This window comes from Acinetobacter thutiue (assembly GCF_030385805.1).
GTDB classification, from domain to species: domain Bacteria; phylum Pseudomonadota; class Gammaproteobacteria; order Pseudomonadales; family Moraxellaceae; genus Acinetobacter; species Acinetobacter corruptisaponis.
The window spans coordinates 368,440-387,207 of the sequence record NZ_JAUDZE010000001.1 but is presented as its reverse complement, the minus strand read 5'-3'; the positions used below and the strand labels follow the sequence as shown (position 1 = coordinate 387,207).

16 protein-coding genes and 1 riboswitch are annotated in these 18,768 nt (G+C 42.4%); of the genes, 6 read left to right on the top strand and 10 right to left on the bottom strand.

The genetic code is table 11. The features are described 5' to 3' along the window. Positions 1-30: 30 nt before the first annotated feature. The 8 genes from QTA56_RS01870 to QTA56_RS01835 all read right to left on the bottom strand — a co-directional run bounded on the left by QTA56_RS01870 (position 31) and on the right by QTA56_RS01835 (position 10,529). Positions 31-1,062 carry an ABC transporter substrate-binding protein gene (locus QTA56_RS01870; RefSeq protein ID WP_267979253.1) on the bottom strand — a complete coding sequence of 344 codons (1,032 nt, stop codon included), beginning with the start codon at positions 1,060-1,062 and terminating at the stop codon, positions 31-33. Between the two features lie 97 nt (positions 1,063-1,159). After that, a complete protein-coding gene (locus QTA56_RS01865; protein WP_267979252.1) occupies positions 1,160-1,597 on the bottom strand; it encodes a CopG family ribbon-helix-helix protein in 438 nt (145 codons plus the stop codon). Positions 1,598-2,170: 573 nt separating this feature from the next. Further along, the gene (gene uca, locus QTA56_RS01860) at positions 2,171-5,776 is read right to left on the bottom strand and encodes an urea carboxylase (RefSeq protein WP_267979251.1); all 3,606 of its coding nucleotides are present in this window, start codon (positions 5,774-5,776) and stop codon (positions 2,171-2,173) included. Then, positions 5,769-6,428 carry an urea amidolyase associated protein UAAP2 gene (locus QTA56_RS01855; RefSeq protein WP_267979250.1) on the bottom strand — a complete coding sequence of 220 codons (660 nt, stop codon included), beginning with the start codon at positions 6,426-6,428 and terminating at the stop codon, positions 5,769-5,771. Before QTA56_RS01855 ends, uca begins: the two co-directional genes overlap by 8 nt. Positions 6,429-6,444: 16 nt before the next feature. Continuing rightward, positions 6,445-7,182: an urea amidolyase associated protein UAAP1 gene (locus QTA56_RS01850; RefSeq protein ID WP_267979249.1), complete on the bottom strand. Its 738-nt coding sequence runs from the start codon at positions 7,180-7,182 to the stop codon at positions 6,445-6,447. A gap of 48 nt (positions 7,183-7,230) precedes the next feature. Then, a riboswitch (guanidine-I (ykkC/yxkD leader) is annotated at positions 7,231-7,327 on the bottom strand. Positions 7,328-7,854: 527 nt separating this feature from the next. Continuing rightward, positions 7,855-9,111: a serine hydroxymethyltransferase gene (gene glyA, locus QTA56_RS01845; protein ID WP_267979248.1), complete on the bottom strand. Its 1,257-nt coding sequence runs from the start codon at positions 9,109-9,111 to the stop codon at positions 7,855-7,857. Between the two features lie 194 nt (positions 9,112-9,305). Further along, the gene (locus QTA56_RS01840) at positions 9,306-9,881 is read right to left on the bottom strand and encodes a hypothetical protein (protein WP_267979247.1); all 576 of its coding nucleotides are present in this window, start codon (positions 9,879-9,881) and stop codon (positions 9,306-9,308) included. Positions 9,882-9,995: 114 nt separating this feature from the next. Continuing rightward, a complete protein-coding gene (locus tag QTA56_RS01835; RefSeq protein ID WP_267979246.1) occupies positions 9,996-10,529 on the bottom strand; it encodes an Mpo1 family 2-hydroxy fatty acid dioxygenase in 534 nt (177 codons plus the stop codon). Between the two features lie 106 nt (positions 10,530-10,635). Here QTA56_RS01835 and QTA56_RS01830 point away from each other — a divergent pair, with 106 nt between their 5' ends. Continuing rightward, entirely contained in the window at positions 10,636-11,340 is a 705-nt protein-coding gene (locus tag QTA56_RS01830; RefSeq protein WP_267979245.1) for a Crp/Fnr family transcriptional regulator, read from the top strand. Positions 11,341-11,563: 223 nt separating this feature from the next. After that, positions 11,564-11,848 carry a hypothetical protein gene (locus tag QTA56_RS01825; protein WP_267979244.1) on the top strand — a complete coding sequence of 95 codons (285 nt, stop codon included), beginning with the start codon at positions 11,564-11,566 and terminating at the stop codon, positions 11,846-11,848. Between the two features lie 55 nt (positions 11,849-11,903). Here the strand turns inward: QTA56_RS01825 and QTA56_RS01820 are convergent, their stop codons facing one another. After that, a complete protein-coding gene (locus QTA56_RS01820; RefSeq protein ID WP_267979243.1) occupies positions 11,904-12,368 on the bottom strand; it encodes a hypothetical protein in 465 nt (154 codons plus the stop codon). Positions 12,369-12,462: 94 nt separating this feature from the next. Here QTA56_RS01820 and QTA56_RS01815 point away from each other — a divergent pair, with 94 nt between their 5' ends. From QTA56_RS01815 to dapC, 4 genes are all read left to right on the top strand, one after another. Further along, complete coding sequence (locus QTA56_RS01815; RefSeq protein ID WP_267979242.1) at positions 12,463-12,852, top strand: tautomerase family protein; 390 nt, start codon at positions 12,463-12,465, stop codon at positions 12,850-12,852. A 120-nt stretch (positions 12,853-12,972) separates the two neighbouring features. Then, positions 12,973-14,190 (top strand): formate-dependent phosphoribosylglycinamide formyltransferase, encoded by a 1,218-nt coding sequence (gene purT / locus QTA56_RS01810; RefSeq protein WP_267980017.1) that lies wholly within the window; start codon positions 12,973-12,975, stop codon positions 14,188-14,190. Between the two features lie 57 nt (positions 14,191-14,247). Then, positions 14,248-16,911 (top strand): [protein-PII] uridylyltransferase, encoded by a 2,664-nt coding sequence (glnD, locus tag QTA56_RS01805; RefSeq protein WP_267979241.1) that lies wholly within the window; start codon positions 14,248-14,250, stop codon positions 16,909-16,911. Positions 16,912-16,974: 63 nt separating this feature from the next. Next, positions 16,975-18,144 (top strand): succinyldiaminopimelate transaminase, encoded by a 1,170-nt coding sequence (gene dapC, locus QTA56_RS01800; protein ID WP_267979240.1) that lies wholly within the window; start codon positions 16,975-16,977, stop codon positions 18,142-18,144. Between the two features lie 139 nt (positions 18,145-18,283). On the opposite strand, the gene QTA56_RS01795 is transcribed toward dapC, so the two are convergent. Next, a complete protein-coding gene (locus QTA56_RS01795) occupies positions 18,284-18,655 on the bottom strand; it encodes a DUF4345 domain-containing protein (RefSeq protein WP_267979239.1) in 372 nt (123 codons plus the stop codon). Between the last annotated feature and the right edge of the window lie 113 nt (positions 18,656-18,768).

The following is an 18,768-nucleotide window of genomic DNA, read 5'->3' as shown; positions in this document are numbered from 1 at the left end:
CTTGAAGCATTTTTTATATCAGTCCTTTGATTATTTCAATTCATTCACCAAATCAGGATAAATCAGACCATCGACATCAATTGCGGTTTTATAGATGCCATTGTTTACATTAAACTGATTTACATGATAAGAAGACCCATAGACCGAATCAAAACTGTCATTTTTCACAAAGGCTTTTTTATTGCCCGCCAAATCAAGTAAATGAGTGCCACCCACAAATTGTTCATACTGGGCAGGATCGACCCCGACCCGATTGGACATAATCTTGACCGCATCGGCATGTGTGGCAGGATCATTAATATATTTGACCGTTTTATCCCAGACCTGAATCAGCTTTTTCCATTCCTCTTTATGGGCGGATAAGTGGCTCATATTCACAGATACACCATCATAGATCAGACCTGGCTTATCTTTGGAACTATAGATGATCTTTGAGCCTGCTACAGATTTTAAGGCCTGATTTGCCACAGGTTGCCACACGGCGATTGCAGATACTTCTGGGCTGGCAAATACCTGTGGTAATTCATTGGTGACAGAATTGACCAGTTTAATATCGGTTAATGGAATGTTGGCATCGGTTAAAGCAGTCGAAAGAAGCAAATGATCCACCAACCCTTTTTCGGTTGCCACCGATTTACCTTTTAAATCCGTCACTGAGTTGATACCTGGCTTGGCAATAATCACGTCATTGCCTGCGGAATAATCAGTGACCATGATCATCATGCCTTTAGTTCCACCTGATGCTGTCACCAGATTATCGCCATTGGTGGTCAGTACCGCATCGAGTTGATTGGCAGCAAAGGCATTCAGTGAAGCAGAATAGTCAAACCATTTAAATTCAACATTAAGCCCTGCATCTTTGAGCCAGCCTTTTTCAATCGCCACTTGCCAAGCCACAAAACCAGGCCAGTCGCTATAGCCAATGGTGATCGGTGTACCTGTTGTGGTATTTTTTGACTCTTCTTTCTGGCTGGCCGTCGGTACTTTGGCTGAATTATCGCAACCCGCTACAGCAAAACTCAATAGAACAGAAAGAGATAAGGATGTCATTGCATGTTTCATTACAGAACCCCCGAATAGAATGCAATCAAGATATGGATGATGATTTAGAACCTGAACTTTAAAATTGCGTATTTCATCTTGCTGTGTGTATTTCTCCCTAATCATTCTGCTGGAGCGGTGGCATCACGGCATCCATTAGTTCCAGATGACCCTTGATGACACCTTTCAGTGCAATAAATTGCTGGCTGATCTGTTTTAGATCATTGCTTTTACCTTGCAGTAACATCACTTCCAGAATCTTTTCAGCATCAAGCTGCACACTCAGCGAGCTAATCACCTGTTCCAGATATTGATGTTGCAGATCACCAATCTGTAGACGGATATTTGCCGTGCGACGCTGGTATAACAGCGTCAGTGTGCCGACCATCACGGTATTCTCAGTGGTGTACTGGTGAATCAAATGATGATTGATCATGTCCACAATCGCCTGTGAACGGCTTTCATAGTGTTCTTCCACGATCTTCTGGTCTAGGGCTTCCACTGTATTTTCAGGAACAGTGATGCTGATCCGTGAAAGCTTGGGTTTACTGTTCATGCTCAACCTACTATTTCTTGAGATTGCTGGGTGTTTGCTTGATATATAGACCTGCTCTTACTGTCAGCAGATTAACTAAAAATAACTGGAGCATTTTTAAGTACTGGTTCATGTTTGAATTGTTTTTCATAGCAACCTCAGTATTACTAATTTTTTAATTCGTAATATTTAATGCAGTATCTGTGCCAGTTTTTTATTCAATTAATAAGAGTCTTTTAACCATATCTACTATCGTGGAGGCGACATGGATGCCGCCCGTTTGGCTGTGGTATCAGGGAAGTAGCATCAGCCAAACAAAGGGGTTTTGTTACTTTTGCCCAGTCAAAAGTAAGGCATTGCCTATACAAAAAGCTTTGGATTATTAAAACCTTATGAGGCTGTACTGCATTGCATCACTAATTTTAAAAGTTATTTATAAAAATCAATTTTTAAAACCATACAATTTGAATCCCTCATAAATCCATCTAATAGAATTAAAAACGAATATAAAAACTTAGAGAAAGCACCAAAAATATGAACATAAAAAAAGCCCCATGTTTCAAGATGGAGCTTTTCTGCATCATTACGGAGAGCTTATAAAACAGGAGCTAAGGTAAACAACACCTGTCCTGTTTTAACCGTTTGTGCTTTATCAATCAGAATCTGATCGACCTGCATTTTTGCTGGCGCAACAATTGGGATTTCAATTTTCATGGCTTCAATCACAGCCAAAGTTTGTCCCTCTTCGATGACATCGCCAACAGCACACTCAATTTTCCAGACCGAACCTGGCATGTGCGACTCCACCACCATTCCCCCATTCGGTATGTTAATTTCTGAATCCTCAATAATCGTATCCAGATCTTCAGAAACGTACTCCGCCAAGCCTGCTTCATGCCATCTTTGGCGTTCTGCTTCAAAATTGCTTTGCTGTACCTGTTTAAATGCCTGAATGCTGTCCTGATTCTCCTGAAGAAAAGCATTGTACTCCTTGAGATTCAGCACACCCTCTTCAATTTTCAGTTGCAAGCGACCTGCCTTGAAGTCCTCACGCATTGCTATCAATTCCGATTCAGACACCTCATAAAACTTGATCTGGTCAAAGAATCGAAGTAACCACGGTTGATGTGGCTCAAAATTTGGATTTTGGCGATAGCGACTCCATACTTGGGTCGTCCGTCCGACAAACTGATACCCCCCTGGCCCCTCCATGCCATAGACACACATATAGGCGCCACCAATACCGACGGCATTTTCAGGTGTCCATGTCCGTGCAGGGTTATATTTGGTTGTGACCAAACGATGTCGTGGGTCTAACGGCGTGGCAACAGGTGCACCCAAATACACATCACCCAAACCCATCACCAGATAAGAGGTACTATAAACAATATCCTTAACCGCCTGCTTGGATGGCAGTCCATTGATACGACGGATAAATTCAATATTGTCTGGACACCATGGTGCATCAGGTCGTACCAGTTGCGTATATTTTTCGGTTGCCAATTGCGTTTGTGAATCTTCCCAAGCGAGGGGTAAATACACAGTTCGGGATGGCACCTGCATATTTTCAATATCAGGCAGTTCGGCTTCTGCCACCTGTAATAAGCGCAATAAATCCAATTGATCCAAAACAGTCGAATCAAAATGAATCTGGAGCGAACGGATGCCTGGGGTCAGGTCAATAATGCCCTGAATATTTTGTGATTTTAGCCATTGCATCAAGGCATGAATACGGAAACGCAGATTTAAGTCCAGTACCAGATCGCCATATTCCACCAACAGATATTGGTTACCTGCTGGGCGATAAGTCACGTTTGGTTTATCTGCACCTTGTTGTAGCGTTGCCAATACCGCATTTTTCAATGTAATCGGTTCAGCCTGAATCTTTGCAGAGAAATCAACCTGATTGGTCGTTTCACTCTGCAACGCAGCCTGATAACGTTGTTCCAGTTGCTGTGCCTGATGATAACTGACTGGAATAAATTGAACCTTGTCACCTGCTTTCAGTTGCCCGAGTTTCCACAATTCCGAATGAATCACCACCGCAGGACAAACAAAACCACCCAGACTTGGGCCATCTGGCCCCAGAATAATCGGCATGTCGCCTGTAAAATCAATTGCGCCAATCGCATAGGCATTGTCATGAATATTGGATGGATGTAAGCCAGCTTCGCCACCGTCAATTCGTGCCCATTCAGGTTTTGGCCCCACCAGACGAATCCCCGTACGGCTGGAGTTAAAATGAATTTCCCATTCCTGTGCAAAGAACATGGAAATATCCTGAGCAGTAAAGAAATCAGGCGCGCCATGTGGGCCATACATCACTGCAATTTGCCATGTCTGGGTAAAATCAGGAATTTGTGCGGGTTCTAATGTGGTGGTTTCGGTAGAGTGATAAGCAGAAATCGGCAACATATCACCAATCAACAGATTACGTCCTGCATGTCCACCAAACTGTCCCAAAGTAAAGGTGGCTTGACTGCCCAAATAGTCAGGTAATTTTAGACCATTTTTAATGCCGATATAGCTGCGACATCCTGTGATAATGCGCCCGCATTTCAGCACTTGTCCCTTACGGATATTAATGGTTGTCCACATTGGCACATCGACACCATCCAGTGTTGCCTGCATGTGACCGCCTGTTAAGGCAATTTGACTATCACAATGAAATTTCAGTGTTGGCCCTTGCAAGGTACATTCCAGACCAGCGGTATTGAATGGATTGCCCAACAATTGGTTGGCAACATTCAGGCTTAAGGCATCCATTGCCCCTGATGGCGGCACGCCCACATCCCAATAACCCAAACGCCCAGTCACATCCTGCACAGCCGTTTGAATACCTGCCTGCAATACTTCAACTTTTTCAGTTTTCCATTCAAAGCTATTCAGGAAACGTGTGGTTTGTGTGCCTGCATGAAAAACGTCACAGCCCACGATATTCTGTAAATATTCCAGATTGGTTTCAATGCCTGCAATTTCCGTATTGCTTAGGCTATTTTGTATCGCTGTAATTGCTGATTCACGGTCATCTGCGGTAACAATAATCTTGGCAATCATGGGATCATAAAATGAGGAAACATTGGAACCTGTTTCTACCCAAGTTTCTACCCGTGAATGTGCATCAAACTGCACATTGGTCAGCAAACCTGCACTTGGCTGGAAATTCTTGATCGGGTCTTCGGCATATAAACGTACCTGAATCGAATGTCCTTTAGGTTCAGATAGTTGCGTTGGTACAACCCAGTCACCACTGGCCAGCGTCACCATCCATTCGACCAAATCCACGCCAAACACTTGTTCCGTGACACCATGCTCAACTTGCAGACGGGTATTCACCTCAAGAAAATAGAATTGCTGGGTATCGGTATCCATCACAAATTCAACCGTACCCGCAGAACGGTAGTGCACCGATTGCATCAACTGAATGGCAACCTGTTGAATATAGCTACGTTGTTCTGCATTGAGATGTGGCGCAGGCGTTTCCTCAATCACTTTCTGATTACGACGTTGCACTGAACAATCACGCTCACCCAATGCGAGGACTTTGCCCTGACCATCGCCAAAAATCTGTACTTCGATATGACGGGCATTTTGTACAAATTTTTCTAAATATAAGCCTGCATCTTTAAAATTGGCTTGTGCCAGATAGGAAACGGTTTGATAGGCTTCCTGCAATTCTGTTTCATTCCAGACCAGACGCATCCCGATCCCACCACCACCTGCGGTACTTTTCAGCATCACAGGATAACCAATACGACTGGCTTCAGCGATTGCTTCCGCTTCATCCTTAAGCAGTTGACTCCCTGGCAATAACGGCACGTTGTTTTGAATCGCCAATTCACGAGCGGTATGTTTTAAGCCAAAATCTCGCATCTGTTGCGAAGTTGGACCAATAAAGACGATTCCCTGTTGCTCGCATAAATCACAAAAAGCTGCATTTTCCGAAAGAAATCCATAACCTGGATGAATCGCCTGTGCGCCTGTTTGTTTGGCAACCTCAAGAATTTTATCAATATTTAAATAGCTTTGCTGTGCAGCAGAATCGCCAATAAAGACTGCTTCATCGGCCAGTGTGACGTGCAAGGAATCCCGATCCGCTTCGGAATACACTGCCACCGATTGAATGCCTAATTTTTTCAGGGTACGAATGATACGACAGGCAATTGCGCCACGATTGGCAATCAGAACTTTATTAAACATGGCTCAACTCCTCCGCTTCACGGACAATTAATTGAATAGGCGTTGGGTTGTAGGCATTACATGGGTTATTCAATTGCGGGCAGTTGGAAATCAGGACAATTAAATCCATTTCAGCCTGAATTTCCACAAATTTTCCTGCGGCAGATAAACCATCATCAAACATTAAATGTCCTGCTGGTGTCACAGGCACATTCATAAAGAAATTAATGTTTGGTCCTATATGACGTACATTCAACTGATGTTTATGGGCAATCGGATGCTTGGCAAGCGCATACATGAAATTATTACGACAACTGTGCATCGGGTATTTATCATGGGCATAACGCACGGTATTGCTTTCACAGGAACATGCACCGCCTAAAGTATCGTGTCGCCCACAATTATCCTCAACAATGGTGGCAATTGGACGAGCAAAATTACTATATAAAGTCGTACCTTGCTCCAGATAAATTTGCTGGTTTTGGGTCAGGGTATCGGTTGCGCTATAACGCTCATCAGGATTTTCTGCACTGATAAATAAGGTATCCACCGCCTGATTGCCCTCTAAATCAACGATACGAAACAGTTGCCCTTTTTTGACTTCACACATCCATGCTTCGCCTGCTGGACACACTTGATCTAAAACCGTGTTTTGAAATTGTAATGTTGTCATGATTATTTCCTCAAAATTAAATAGATAAAGCGTAATAGCGCGCATTATTGGCAAAACCACGCTGATTTTGAGGGCATGAATCACGACACACATCGGATTCAGCTAAGGGATTGGCCTTGAATAAACGGAGTTGAACATCGGCAGGTTGATAACTTTCAGAGGTGTCCAGCGCATGTGGTGCAGCCGATAAGAATACTAGACAATCCATTTCGAAACGCAACTCTATACTTTGCTGGGTTTTATCCTCCTGTACATAGGACAATTTGCCTGCCTCATCAGGAATAACCTTAGAAAAGAGATTCACACAAGCGGTTAAATCAGCCTGTTTTAAACCAAACTTGGCAAACTCAACCAACAAGCCATTCAGGCCACTTTGATACATATCATTGCGGGCATCCTGAAAGCTTTGAATGCCAAATTGCTGTTGAATTTGTGCAGGCGTACTTGGACTGCAAAACACATCATTCCAGCCATGATCATCCTGAACAATCGACGCCATGACTCGTCCCAAGTCGGAATACAGTACATGCCCCGTCGATAAAAATGCAGTGTGTTGTGCCTTTAAACTGTCAGGCATATTGAAGCGTTCCAGCTTATCTTCGGCATTGACACAATAGAACGAAACATTGGCATTTGCACCCAGTGCCTCAAATTGCAACACTGCCCCATGCTGAATCCGACCTGACCAGTGATGGCCACCGAGCAATTTTTCTTGCCAAAGCACTTGATTATTATGATAAATAGATGGACGCATAACAAAACCCCTTAAGGATGATTTGACCTCGTTATGGCAAAATGCCGATCCTCCCGGGCTTTTATCCCTCCGTGTAGTTCTGTCGAACCGTTCTCTCTCGGTCCAGTCATGTGCAAAACACATCGGAACCCTAGACAACTTTTGATCTATTTAAGTAAAAGCAAAAGACATGCCATTTTAGTAATACGATTTTTTGGAAAAGTATTACTCAATATAAGTTCGATATAAAATTCTCAATGAATTACGATACGCGGAAACGTCATCCGCAATTGTTTGAGACAGGACTCAATTAATAGAATGTTGTTTTTGCGATTCATTAAGTTAGCTGATAGTAGTCAACGAGTTTTGCGGATGACAATGGTTTTGCTTACTTTTGCCGAAACAAAAGTAAGTCCAGCTGAAAGCTTATGCTGAAATTAGATGAGAACTCGGCAAGATTCCATCAAGATATCTTTTAATATGTTAGAAAAATATTTAAATCGTGTTCAGATTACTTAAATAGCAACAAAATAATGCAAGGAAATAGAACAATGGTTTAAGTGGCACTTTTTTAAGGCAAACTGCCATAAAATGCTTCATTGGATTTTGATGAGTTCATCAATTGTCAGGTATAAAAAAAACACCTCAAACCTAAATTTGAGGTGTTTTTAGAATTTTATTTAGTGAAGCAAATTACGCAGCATAAACAGGGAATTTAGCGCAAACTGCTTCAACTTTCGCTTTTACATCAGCAATCACTTGTTCATTACCTTTACTGTCGATAATGTCAGCGATCCAACCTGCAAGATCACGAACTTCTGCTTCACCAAAACCACGAGTCGTCACCGCTGGTGTACCAATACGGATACCAGAAGTCACGAATGGCGAACGTGGATCATTTGGCACCGCATTTTTGTTGACAGTGATATGCGCAGCACCTAACCATGCATCAGCATCTTTACCTGTCACATCTTCTTGCTTGATCAAAGACAACAAGAATAGATGGTTGTCTGTACCACCAGATACAACATCATAACCACGTGAAATAAAGACTTCCGCCATTGCCTGAGCATTCTTCACCACTTGTTGTTGATAAGTCTTAAACTCATCAGACATGGCTTCTTTAAAGCAGATTGCTTTCGCTGCAATCGCATGCATTAAAGGACCACCCTGATTACCAGGGAAAACAGCAGATTGAAGTTTTTTCTCGATTTCTTCGTTTGCTTTAGCAAGGATTAAACCAGAACGTGGACCACGCAGTGTTTTGTGTGTCGTAGTGGTCGTAACATCTGCGATTTGAACTGGGTTAGGGTAAACACCAGCAGCAACCAGACCAGCAACGTGCGCCATATCAACAAACAGGTAAGCACCTACTTTGTCTGCGATATCACGGAAACGCTGCCAATCAACAACACGGCTATAAGCAGAGAAACCTGCAACGATCATGCGTGGTTTGTGCTCTAAAGCCAAACGTTCAACTTCTTCATAATCAATTTCGCCCGTTTCTGGGTTTAAACCATACTGGACTGCATTATAGGTTTTACCAGAAAAGCTGACTTTCGCACCGTGAGTCAAGTGACCACCGTGTGCCAAGCTCATACCCAAAACGGTATCGCCTGGGTTAAGCAGCGCTAAGTAAACAGCAGAGTTTGCCTGAGAACCCGCATGTGGCTGAACGTTTGCATAATCTGCACCAAACAATGCTTTGGCACGGTCAATTGCAAGCTGTTCTACGACATCAACATATTCACAACCGCCATAGTAGCGTTTGCCAGGATAGCCTTCTGCATATTTGTTGGTCAGTTTTGATCCTTGTGCTTCCATCACTGCTGGGGAGCAATAATTTTCAGATGCAATTAACTCAATGTGCGCTTCTTGGCGTTCGCCTTCAGAAGCAATTGCCTGAGCGATTTCTGGATCAAATTCAGCAATAGAGATATTGGCAAACATTAGCGGGGGTCCTATAAATTAGGGCTTTTAAGCCGTGCTAAAGATTGGTGCGTATTGTAGCACGAAGTTTGCCATTGCACAGATTGATATTTATTTAATTCTTCGTGAATTTTATTCACGTTGAGTATGCGACAAACAAGCCAACCCTCTATAAATGTTCAGAATCTGGATGGACTGGAAAAAGTGATTTTAGATCATTCAGAAGTAAGCAATTTCAACAATTGTTTAGTCACATGCGCCCTTGCCTTTTTTTGTTTAAAAATAGTGGGAATATGCAACAGAAAAAAGGAGTAACGATATTTTTTATGATCACGTAGGTTTTCATTTAAATAATGATAAAGATCAGACGCAGCTTCCTGATGAAATGCCCATAAAGATTGTTGTCTATACATCACTACATAATAGGCATCATTCGGCCAATTCAGTTCATACTTCTGCTTATAACCACAACTTTCACAAATAACACCTCCTTTGGTTATAGAGGAGTATCTGGTTCTCCAGACGCTCTCACCATAATTTTCAGGTAAATCCTGAATTTGCTCTAGATTCCCTGATAAATTTGGATAATAAAGTGCAGCATTCCAGTATCCTCCACAACTATCCTGAAAACGCTGATACTCAAAAGCTGGATGCTGTTGAAAATAACCCACATCTTTTTTAAGTTGAATGTGTGCCAATTTGGCAAACTCAAAACTTGCTTTGTGCTGGCAATCTGGGCATTTAACATCTAACTGTTGAGGCAATGACCAATATTCATAAATTCCTGTCATTTATTTTAAATTCTAAGTGATCTATTTTCAGAGCAACAATCCTACTCAATTTTTCAATAAAAAAGCCGAAACCTGATTGATTTCGACTTTTTTATTTTCATGCCATTCCGATCTTTAAGAAACGGTATGGGCTTTCATATCCATTTCCGCACGTTTCATTTGTGCTTCTTTTAAAATACGTTGATGTAATGGTTTACGCAAACCTAGTAAGAATACAAACTCAGCCAACACAAACAATGGACCAATCGCCAGACCAATCAGGTCATCCACAAAAGCTGGTTTTTTCTTTTCAAAATAATGGCCAACAAATTGGAATACCCAGCCGACCACAAAAATACCAATACTTGCGCCCAACCAACTCCACATTGGTAAGGCGGCAATATTCACTGCAAGTGGATAGACCAGTGCAAATAAAATCAGCATGAGTACACCAAACAGCTTATCAAGCGAAATATAGTAAATGGTACTTAAAACAATCAGAACCATTGCCAGTGTCACTGAAAAGCCTGATATTTCCACCCCAGCGCGGGCGGTTAAACATAAAATTGAAAAAACAATTAAGGGAATCCCCACAAAATGGGTCACAATATTGTTTCGATCTAAATGATAGGCAGCATATTGGCTGAGTAGACGTTCCAGATTTGTCATTTCTCATTCCTCATATAATTCGTTTATGCTGTTAATCTATAAGAAATATCACAATGAAGTTGTCATATAGCTGACAAATGGATTTATTTTTAGCAAAGGAAATTGAGTGTTAGACGCAGCCTACATCAGACAATTACAGCAAAATTCCTGGTTTCATCATTTAGCTGAACCGTTCCAGCAATTTATTATCCAGCATGGAAAAAAGCATACTATTGAAAAGAATGCAGCCGTCTTTAACGCCCAAGACCCTTTTGATGGTGTATATGGTGTACTTGAGGGCTCAATTAGTCTGGGCTATATTGATGTCAATGGTAACGAAGCGATTGCGGCGATTGCAGAACCCATCATGTGGTTTGGTGAAATTTCTCTGATTGACAAGCAACCCCGTTCTCATGATGCGATTGCTCTAAAGAAAAGTGTGGTCTTACAGATTCCTGCCCAGCAACTCACTGAACTATTAGAGCACTCCCCTTATTATTGGTATTATTTTGCCTTGCTCACCAGCCAAAAACTACGCTATGTGTTTTTAGAGCAAATTGCCATTCAAACCCAAAGTATTACCCAGCGTTTAGCCCAACGCCTGTTATTTATTTTAGAGGGATACGGCAACCGTTCCTTTATACAGGATTTAAATATTCAAATCTCGCAAGATCAGCTTGCCAATATGCTGACAGTGTCCAGACAGACCGTAAATCAGGAACTGAACCTATTTGAAAAACAAGGTGTCATTCAGCTTGGCTTTAAAAAGATTGAGGTGGTTGATTTGGAAAAGTTACGTAAGTTGGCATCAATGGGTTATTTAAAAGAATGACAAAGATCAATCGTGATTTATTCCAGTTATTATTTTAAGAGATTTAAAAATGCACTATATCTGCATTATCGTTCTAAACTTAAGCGCAAATTAAAATATAAACTCCCACTATAAAACGACACCTAGCACTCAAAATATTTCACAAAATCATTCTGCTTTTTTTAATGATGGCATTCTACATTAAAGCTAAGCACTATTGCTTATCTCGATGCAGATTATCATCATGAAAAAAGTCGCAACTCTTCTCACAGCAGGCTTATTTAGCGTGTTAAGTGCCAGCGCATTTGCCTGCCCAAAAGGAACTCAGTTACAAGGTGGCACAGGCCCCAACCACAAAGGTGGAAAATGTATTGCCGCTCATGTTGTAAAGGCTAAAAAAGAAACCGCCCAGACTAAGCAAACACTAAAACATGAAACCATGCAGGCCTCATCAAATACAAATAAAGCGGTCAATGCTGCGACACATTCAATCAAGTCGGAAGCCAATAAAGCAGCCAAACCCTCCTAGATCTAATTGATTGATGACTTTAACCACCAAAGCGGGATTTTTCTTCCCGCTTATTTTATTTTGGAGAGGTATTTCCCAGTGCAGGATTATCAATTGCATCCTTACATTGGGCTTTATCACGTTCATAGTCTGCCTGCTTCTGCGCAGGGCTAGATGAACTATCTTTTACATCTCGCGCCCATGTGTCCAGACTGGTCAGTGCCTTACGGCAAAGTGCATATTTGCCTTCTGTCACAGAGTCGGTCATTTTGACATTGATCCGCCAATCCGTGCTGAGCTGGCGTAAAGGCTTTCTGACTTTTTCTTCAATTTCAGAGACTTGTTTATTATAAACAATTGGGTCAATTTCATTAATCAATGTCCACGCCGCATTTGCATAAGTGGTTGCATCATTGTTTAATTTTGGCGCAGGTTTGATTTCAACCTTTTTTTCAGGTTGATTGTCTCCCTGCCCACATGCAGTCAATAAAAAGGTGCTACACAATACGATTATTGCCACACGAGTTTTTGGATTAGACATATCAAGTCGCCAATGAAATATTTCGGCATTATGCTAGTCAATCTGGGAATAATTCTCAATCATTGTTACTTATTTATCATGGATAAAACCACTCATGTCACAAATAAAAATCTATGCGCATCGCAAAACAATAGATCAGTTTAGAGATCAGCTTTCCCAGGCCATCCATCAGGCTTTGGTTGAAAGTCTGAGCTATCCTGTGGAAAAGAAGTTTCAGCGTTTTATTGCCTTGGAACAAGATGATTTTATCTATCCAGATGACCGTAGTGACAACTACATCATTATTGAAATTTCCATGTTTGAGGGTCGAAGCATAGAAACCAAAAAGCGTTTTGTGCAGGCAATCTTTGCCAATATTCAACAGCAATGTGGCATTTCGGCTCAGGATATTGAAATCACGATTTTTGAAACACCGAAATGCAACTGGGGAATACGAGGTAAAAATGCGGATGAATTGGGACTGAACTATCAGGTCAATGTCTAAATAAGCGAGAACGATACAAGGCAGGATTTTTGTCTAACAAAAACCATGTTTTTTGTGTCAATTTAAGCTTAATTCAGCAGAAAGTTCTGCTATGCTTAAACACAAATTTATCAGGATAGGATTATTCGCATGAGCGTTACTCTTGGAACTCCACTTCAATCTTCTGCATTTAAGGTTTTACTGTTAGGTTCTGGAGAGCTGGGTAAAGAAGTGGTGATTTCTTTACAACGCCTGGGTGTGGAAGTTCATGCAGCTGATCGTTATGACCATGCACCTGCCATGCAAGTTGCCCATTATTCCTATACCCTGAATATGGCAAATCCAACTGAATTAAAACAACTGATTGAAAAAATTAAACCGAATTTAATTGTTCCTGAAATTGAGGCAATTGCGACTGAGGTTTTGCTTGAAATCGAGCAAAGCCAAACTGCAACCGTAATTCCATCAGCAAAAGCGGTCAACCTGACCATGAACCGTGAGGGCATTCGCCGTTTGGCTGCGGAAGAACTGGGCTTGCCAACTTCAGCCTATCGCTTTGCCAGCACATTGGAAAGCTTCCGTGCAGCCTGTGATGACATTGGCTATCCAAACTTTGTTAAACCCGTCATGTCCTCTTCTGGCAAGGGTCAGTCCCGTGTTAAGAACTTTGATGAGGTTGATGCGGCCTGGGAATATGCCATGCAAGGCGGTCGTGTCAATCAGGGTACAGTGATCATTGAATCACAAATTGATTTTGACTTTGAGATTACCCTGCTTACCGTTCGAGCCAAAAACCCAGAAACAGGGGAAATCGAAACCCATTACTGTGATCCAATTGGACACCGTCAGGATGCAGGCGACTATGTTGAAAGCTGGCAGCCACAACCCATGACAGCAGCAGCCTTGCAGGAAGCAAAACGTATTGCAAATAAAGTCACAACCGCTTTGGGTGGCTGTGGTATTTTTGGTGTAGAGTTATTTATCAAAGGCGATAAGGTCTGGTTTAGTGAGGTCTCACCTCGCCCGCATGACACAGGTCTAGTGACCTTGGCATCACAGTTCCAGAGTGAATTTGAGCTGCATGCCCGTGCGATTTTAGGTTTGCCTGTGAATACCGCACGTCACAGTGTGGCAGCCAGTGCCGTGATCTATGCAGGTGTTGATGCGAACAACCTGAGCTTCTCTGGCTTAAATCTTGCTTTGGCAAACCCGAACACTGACTTGCGCTTATTTGGTAAACCAGAGGGCTTCAAACGCCGTCGTATGGGTGTTGCAACTGCACGTGCTGAAACCACAGACCTTGCGCGTGAACTGGCACAACAGGCAGCAGACCAAGTGAGTGTAGAAACCAACGCTTAAAATCTCCCTTAATCCCTCTTTTTTATAAAGAGGGAATTTGATAGAAGAACCATTTTCATGATCAATACATCTCCATTGTTAAACTACGTCACCAGTCTTCATGATATTCAGGCCATTAACCAATGGCGTACAGATGTAGAAAAACAATTACAGGAGAGTTATGAAAATGGGCAACCGATTCGTGATGTGATTAGTGCCCGATCTGACTCCATTGATGAAGCACTCATTTTTCTTTGGAATCATGCGGGTTTAGACCAGACCGAGTTGGGTTTATTTGCGGTTGGTGGTTATGGCCGCCATGAGATGCTACCCTATTCTGATACCGACATCATGATTTTGTCAGAGGATGAAATCAGCGAAGAACAAGGTAAGCTGATTTCCGCTTTCATTTCCTCACTTTGGGATGTCGGTAATTTCAAGCCTGGCACCAGTGTCCGTACCATTCAAAACTGTGTCGAACAAGCCAGCAATGACCTGACGGTTGCCACAACCCTGATTGAAGCTCGTTTGATCACAGGTAATGAACAGCTTGCCAAGTGGCCACGCCGTATTGTGGCGCAAACCTGGACGGATAAAACATTCTATGACGCGAAAATGGCTGAGCAAGCCAAGCGTTATGCCCAGCACAACAACACTGAAAGCAATCTGGAACCCGACATTAAAAATGCGCCAGGCGGTATTCGTGACATCAACCAGATTGGCTGGATTGCTAAACGCCACTTCCGCGTCAACCGTATCTATGACCTTGTACATTTAGGTTTTATCACTGAATTTGAGCTTGCTGTACTTGAGGAAGCGGAAAGTTTCCTATGGGAAATCCGTACCCATTTACATCGCTTGGCAAAACGTGATGAAAACCGTTTATTGTTTGAATATCAACGCGATATTGCAGCAAAGTTTGGCTATGTCCGTGAAGAGGGTCAACACGTCAATTTTGCCGTTGAACAGTTCATGAAACGGTATTATCGAACCGCTCAACAGGTTTCCACCCTCAATGAAATGTTACTCGCCTATTTCAATGAGTCGGTGATTACCCCACGTTTGCCTGACTATGAACGCCAGATCGTAGAGATCAATGACCGTTTTAAAATTGTGGATGGCAAGCTTGCGGTACAACACCATAAGGTTTTCTCTGAAGAACCCAGTGCGATTCTAGAATTATTCTATTTATTGGCAAACCGTCCTGAGATTACAGGCATCCGTGCCCGCACCTTGCGTCTGTTGGTACTTGCAGCCAAGCGGATTGACCAGCGTTTCCGTGACAACCCAGAACATCAAGCGTTGTTTATGTCGATCATTCGCTCACCGCATCTATACAATACGATGGTGGCAATGAAACGGTACGGCGTTTTGGGCAACTACATTCCTGCTTTTGGGCAGATTATGGGACTGATGCAATACGACCTGTTCCATATTTATACGGTTGATGCACACACCCTATTATTGTTGCGTAATCTCAGCCGTTTTAAAGAGCCTGAATTTGCCAAGGATTTCCCTGTGGTCAGCTCAGTGTTCCAGCGTATTTCACGTCATGACATTGTGTATATGGCGGCAATTTTCCATGACATTGCCAAAGGTCGTGGTGGTGACCATAGCGAACTTGGGGCAATTGATGCAATTGAGTTCTGCCGTACACATGGTTTTACTGAGCGCGAATGTAAACTGGTGGCATGGCTGATTAACAACCACCTCCTGATGTCACTGACCGCACAGAAAAAAGATATTTCCGATCCTGACGAAGTAAAGGAATTTGCTGAAAAAGTCGGTGATATGGAGCATCTGGATTATCTCTATACATTGACTGTCGCAGATATTAATGCAACCAATCCAAAGCTCTGGAATACATGGCGTGCCTCCCTGATGCGCCAGCTCTATACCTACGCCCGTGACGTGATTCGCTCAGGCTTAGGTCGTCCAGTGGATTACCAAATGCTGATTGAGGACACTAAGTTTGCAGCCAGTGAATTACTGGTCAATGACTTCTCGCTCGCCGAAGTAGAAAAAGTCTGGCAAGAACTGGGCGATGAATATTTTGTCAAGGAGTCTGCCAATGAGATTGCATGGCACACTCAGGCGATTCTACAGCACGGTGATAATCCAGAGCCTTTGGTTTTATTACGCGCACATCGTAATGCCGCAGATGATGCGGTTCAAATCTTCATTTATACCCGTGACCAGCCTAACCTGTTTGCAACCACTGTGGCTGTGCTGGACCGTATGAACCTTGATGTTCAGGATGCCAGAATTATCACCGCAAGCACTGCATTTAGTCTGGATACTTACTTGGTGCTGGACCGTTTTGGAACATTGCTCACCGATCCTGATCGGGAACGTAAGGTTAAAGCGGCGCTGGTTGATGCTCTCAGCCATTCAGACCAATATCCAGGTATTATGCAGCGCCGTATTCCACGTCATTTACGTCACTTTGATGTGCAGAATACGGTTGATATTGTCCTGAATCCAGCCTTACAACAACATATGGTTGAAATCTCGACACTGGATCAACCAGGCTTACTGGCACGAATTGGTGCCCTGTTTATGCTGCAAGGTCTCGACATTCACTCTGCAAAAATTGCAACATTAGGTGAACGTGCCGAGGATATTTTCTTTGTCACCAAGAAAAATGGTGTGTTGCTGACAGATGAAGAAGTAAAGGCTTTTGCGGAAACGCTAAAAGCGGCTTTGGATGAAGTGTCAAATCAGGTTTTTAACCCATCGTAATTCCAATTTTCATCAATACATTGGGCGTAGGCAATACGCCCCTACAGTTTGGTAATTGTTTCAATGAACTCAAGTTTATCTTTATTGCACCCTTATCCTTTTGAAAAGTTAAACCAGCTTTTTAAAGGGCTACAACCTGCCGATTTACCGTTGATTCCACTATCAATTGGTGAACCTAAACATCCAGCACCTGAGTTCGTTAAACAAGCGATTATTGATAATTTTGGGCATTTATCAACCTACCCCAATAGTAAAGGCTTGCCTGAGCTGCGCCAAAGTATTGCACAATGGCTGAGCAATCGTTTCAAGCTGAACCAAATCAGTGCGGACGATCATATTTTGCCTGTTTCTGGAACACGGGAAGGAATCTTCTCTTTTGTTCAGGCGTTGATTAAACGTGAAGATACGCCTTATATCGTGATGCCGAATCCGTTTTATCAGATTTATGAAGGGGCTGCGCTGTTGGCAGGTGCAAAGCCTTATTTTATCAACTGCACTGAAGAAAATGGCTATCTCGGCGATTTTGATGCCGTGCCTGCCGAAGTTTGGGAAAAAACCGCGTTATTATTCGTGTGTACCCCAGGTAATCCAACAGGTACAGTACTGTCAAAAGAACAGTTTAAAAAGCTGATTGCGCTTTCTGACCAATATGGTTTTGTGATTGCATCTGATGAATGTTATTCAGAACTGTGGTTTGATCAGGCACCAATTGGGCTATTGGAAGTTTGTGCTGAGTTGGGACGTGATGACTATAAAAACTGTATCGTGTTCCACTCATTGTCTAAGCGTTCAAACTTGCCAGGTATGCGCTCAGGTTTTGTTGCTGGTGATGCGGCATTGTTAAAGCCTTACTTGCAATATCGTACCTACCACGGTGCGGCAATGCCTGTACAGCATCAACTGGCTTCAATTGCAGCGTGGAATGATGAAACGCATGTAGAAGAAAACCGTCAGCAATATCGTGCCAAGTTTGATTTATTCCAGTCCGAACTCGGTCATTTACTGCCCTTACAAAAACCAGATGCAGGTTTCTATTATTGGCTTAAAGTTGATAATGATGAAGCTTTTGCCAAAATGTTGATGGAAAAAGCGCATATCAAGGTATTGCCAGGTCGTTACCTATCCCGTGATACCGAACAGGGTAATCCAGGCGAAAATCATGTACGGATGGCGCTTGTTGCTGATTTAGCACAATGTGAAGAAGTCGTGAAGCGGTTGAAAGCGATTTTATAATTTTTATTCTGATAATAAAGAAAAGGCTAAATCAGGTTTGATTTAGCCTTTGATTCATCTGAATAGTTTGTTGATCACTGATCTGTATATCCCGTTGCCCATTTAATGGATCACTGATCATTATCTTTAAAACCTAAACTTAATCTTCATACTTTATACTGTAAATCAATGTGCCTGCTAAAACGCTTTCCAGCGTACAAAATAATAGTGGTACTTGCGTTTGCGGCTTTTCAATTAAGAAAGAAATCACTCGCCCCGATGCCATACCAACCAGACTCGCTGCAATCGTCAGTTTTATGCCTTTTTCGATGTGTGGGCAATGGTTGCTAGCCAACAATAGGCTTGCAACTGCAAGCCCAAAACCGCCATAAACCGCCCGAACTTCGTTACGCATATCCGCATCAATATAGTTTAGCCCAAAAGTATTGACCACCATTGAGGGCTTAACTAAAGCCACAATACCCATACCTGCAAAAAAGCTGGTATTTAACAAACAAAACTTTTCTTTCATAAAAGTCCATTCCTTGTCAAAATTAGAGTAATTACTCTAATTTAGTATTTGAATAATTTTTTGTCAAATTCTTTAAGTGCATACCTCCGCTATTCAATACAGATATGTTTTGT

Coding starts and splice junctions, on each gene's coding strand:
- uca (WP_267979251.1), bottom strand. CDS start 5,776: ATGTTTAATAAAGTTCTGATTGCCAATCGTGGCGCAATTGCCTGTCGT.
- QTA56_RS01840 (WP_267979247.1), bottom strand. CDS start 9,881: ATGACAGGAATTTATGAATATTGGTCATTGCCTCAACAGTTAGATGTT.
- QTA56_RS01815 (WP_267979242.1), top strand. CDS start 12,463: ATGTCACAAATAAAAATCTATGCGCATCGCAAAACAATAGATCAGTTT.
- QTA56_RS01855 (WP_267979250.1), bottom strand. CDS start 6,428: ATGACAACATTACAATTTCAAAACACGGTTTTAGATCAAGTGTGTCCA.
- glyA (WP_267979248.1), bottom strand. CDS start 9,111: ATGTTTGCCAATATCTCTATTGCTGAATTTGATCCAGAAATCGCTCAG.
- QTA56_RS01795 (WP_267979239.1), bottom strand. CDS start 18,655: ATGAAAGAAAAGTTTTGTTTGTTAAATACCAGCTTTTTTGCAGGTATG.
- QTA56_RS01865 (WP_267979252.1), bottom strand. CDS start 1,597: ATGAACAGTAAACCCAAGCTTTCACGGATCAGCATCACTGTTCCTGAA.
- QTA56_RS01870 (WP_267979253.1), bottom strand. CDS start 1,062: ATGAAACATGCAATGACATCCTTATCTCTTTCTGTTCTATTGAGTTTT.
- QTA56_RS01820 (WP_267979243.1), bottom strand. CDS start 12,368: ATGTCTAATCCAAAAACTCGTGTGGCAATAATCGTATTGTGTAGCACC.
- dapC (WP_267979240.1), top strand. CDS start 16,975: ATGAACTCAAGTTTATCTTTATTGCACCCTTATCCTTTTGAAAAGTTA.
- glnD (WP_267979241.1), top strand. CDS start 14,248: ATGATCAATACATCTCCATTGTTAAACTACGTCACCAGTCTTCATGAT.
- QTA56_RS01835 (WP_267979246.1), bottom strand. CDS start 10,529: ATGACAAATCTGGAACGTCTACTCAGCCAATATGCTGCCTATCATTTA.
- QTA56_RS01825 (WP_267979244.1), top strand. CDS start 11,564: ATGAAAAAAGTCGCAACTCTTCTCACAGCAGGCTTATTTAGCGTGTTA.
- QTA56_RS01850 (WP_267979249.1), bottom strand. CDS start 7,182: ATGCGTCCATCTATTTATCATAATAATCAAGTGCTTTGGCAAGAAAAA.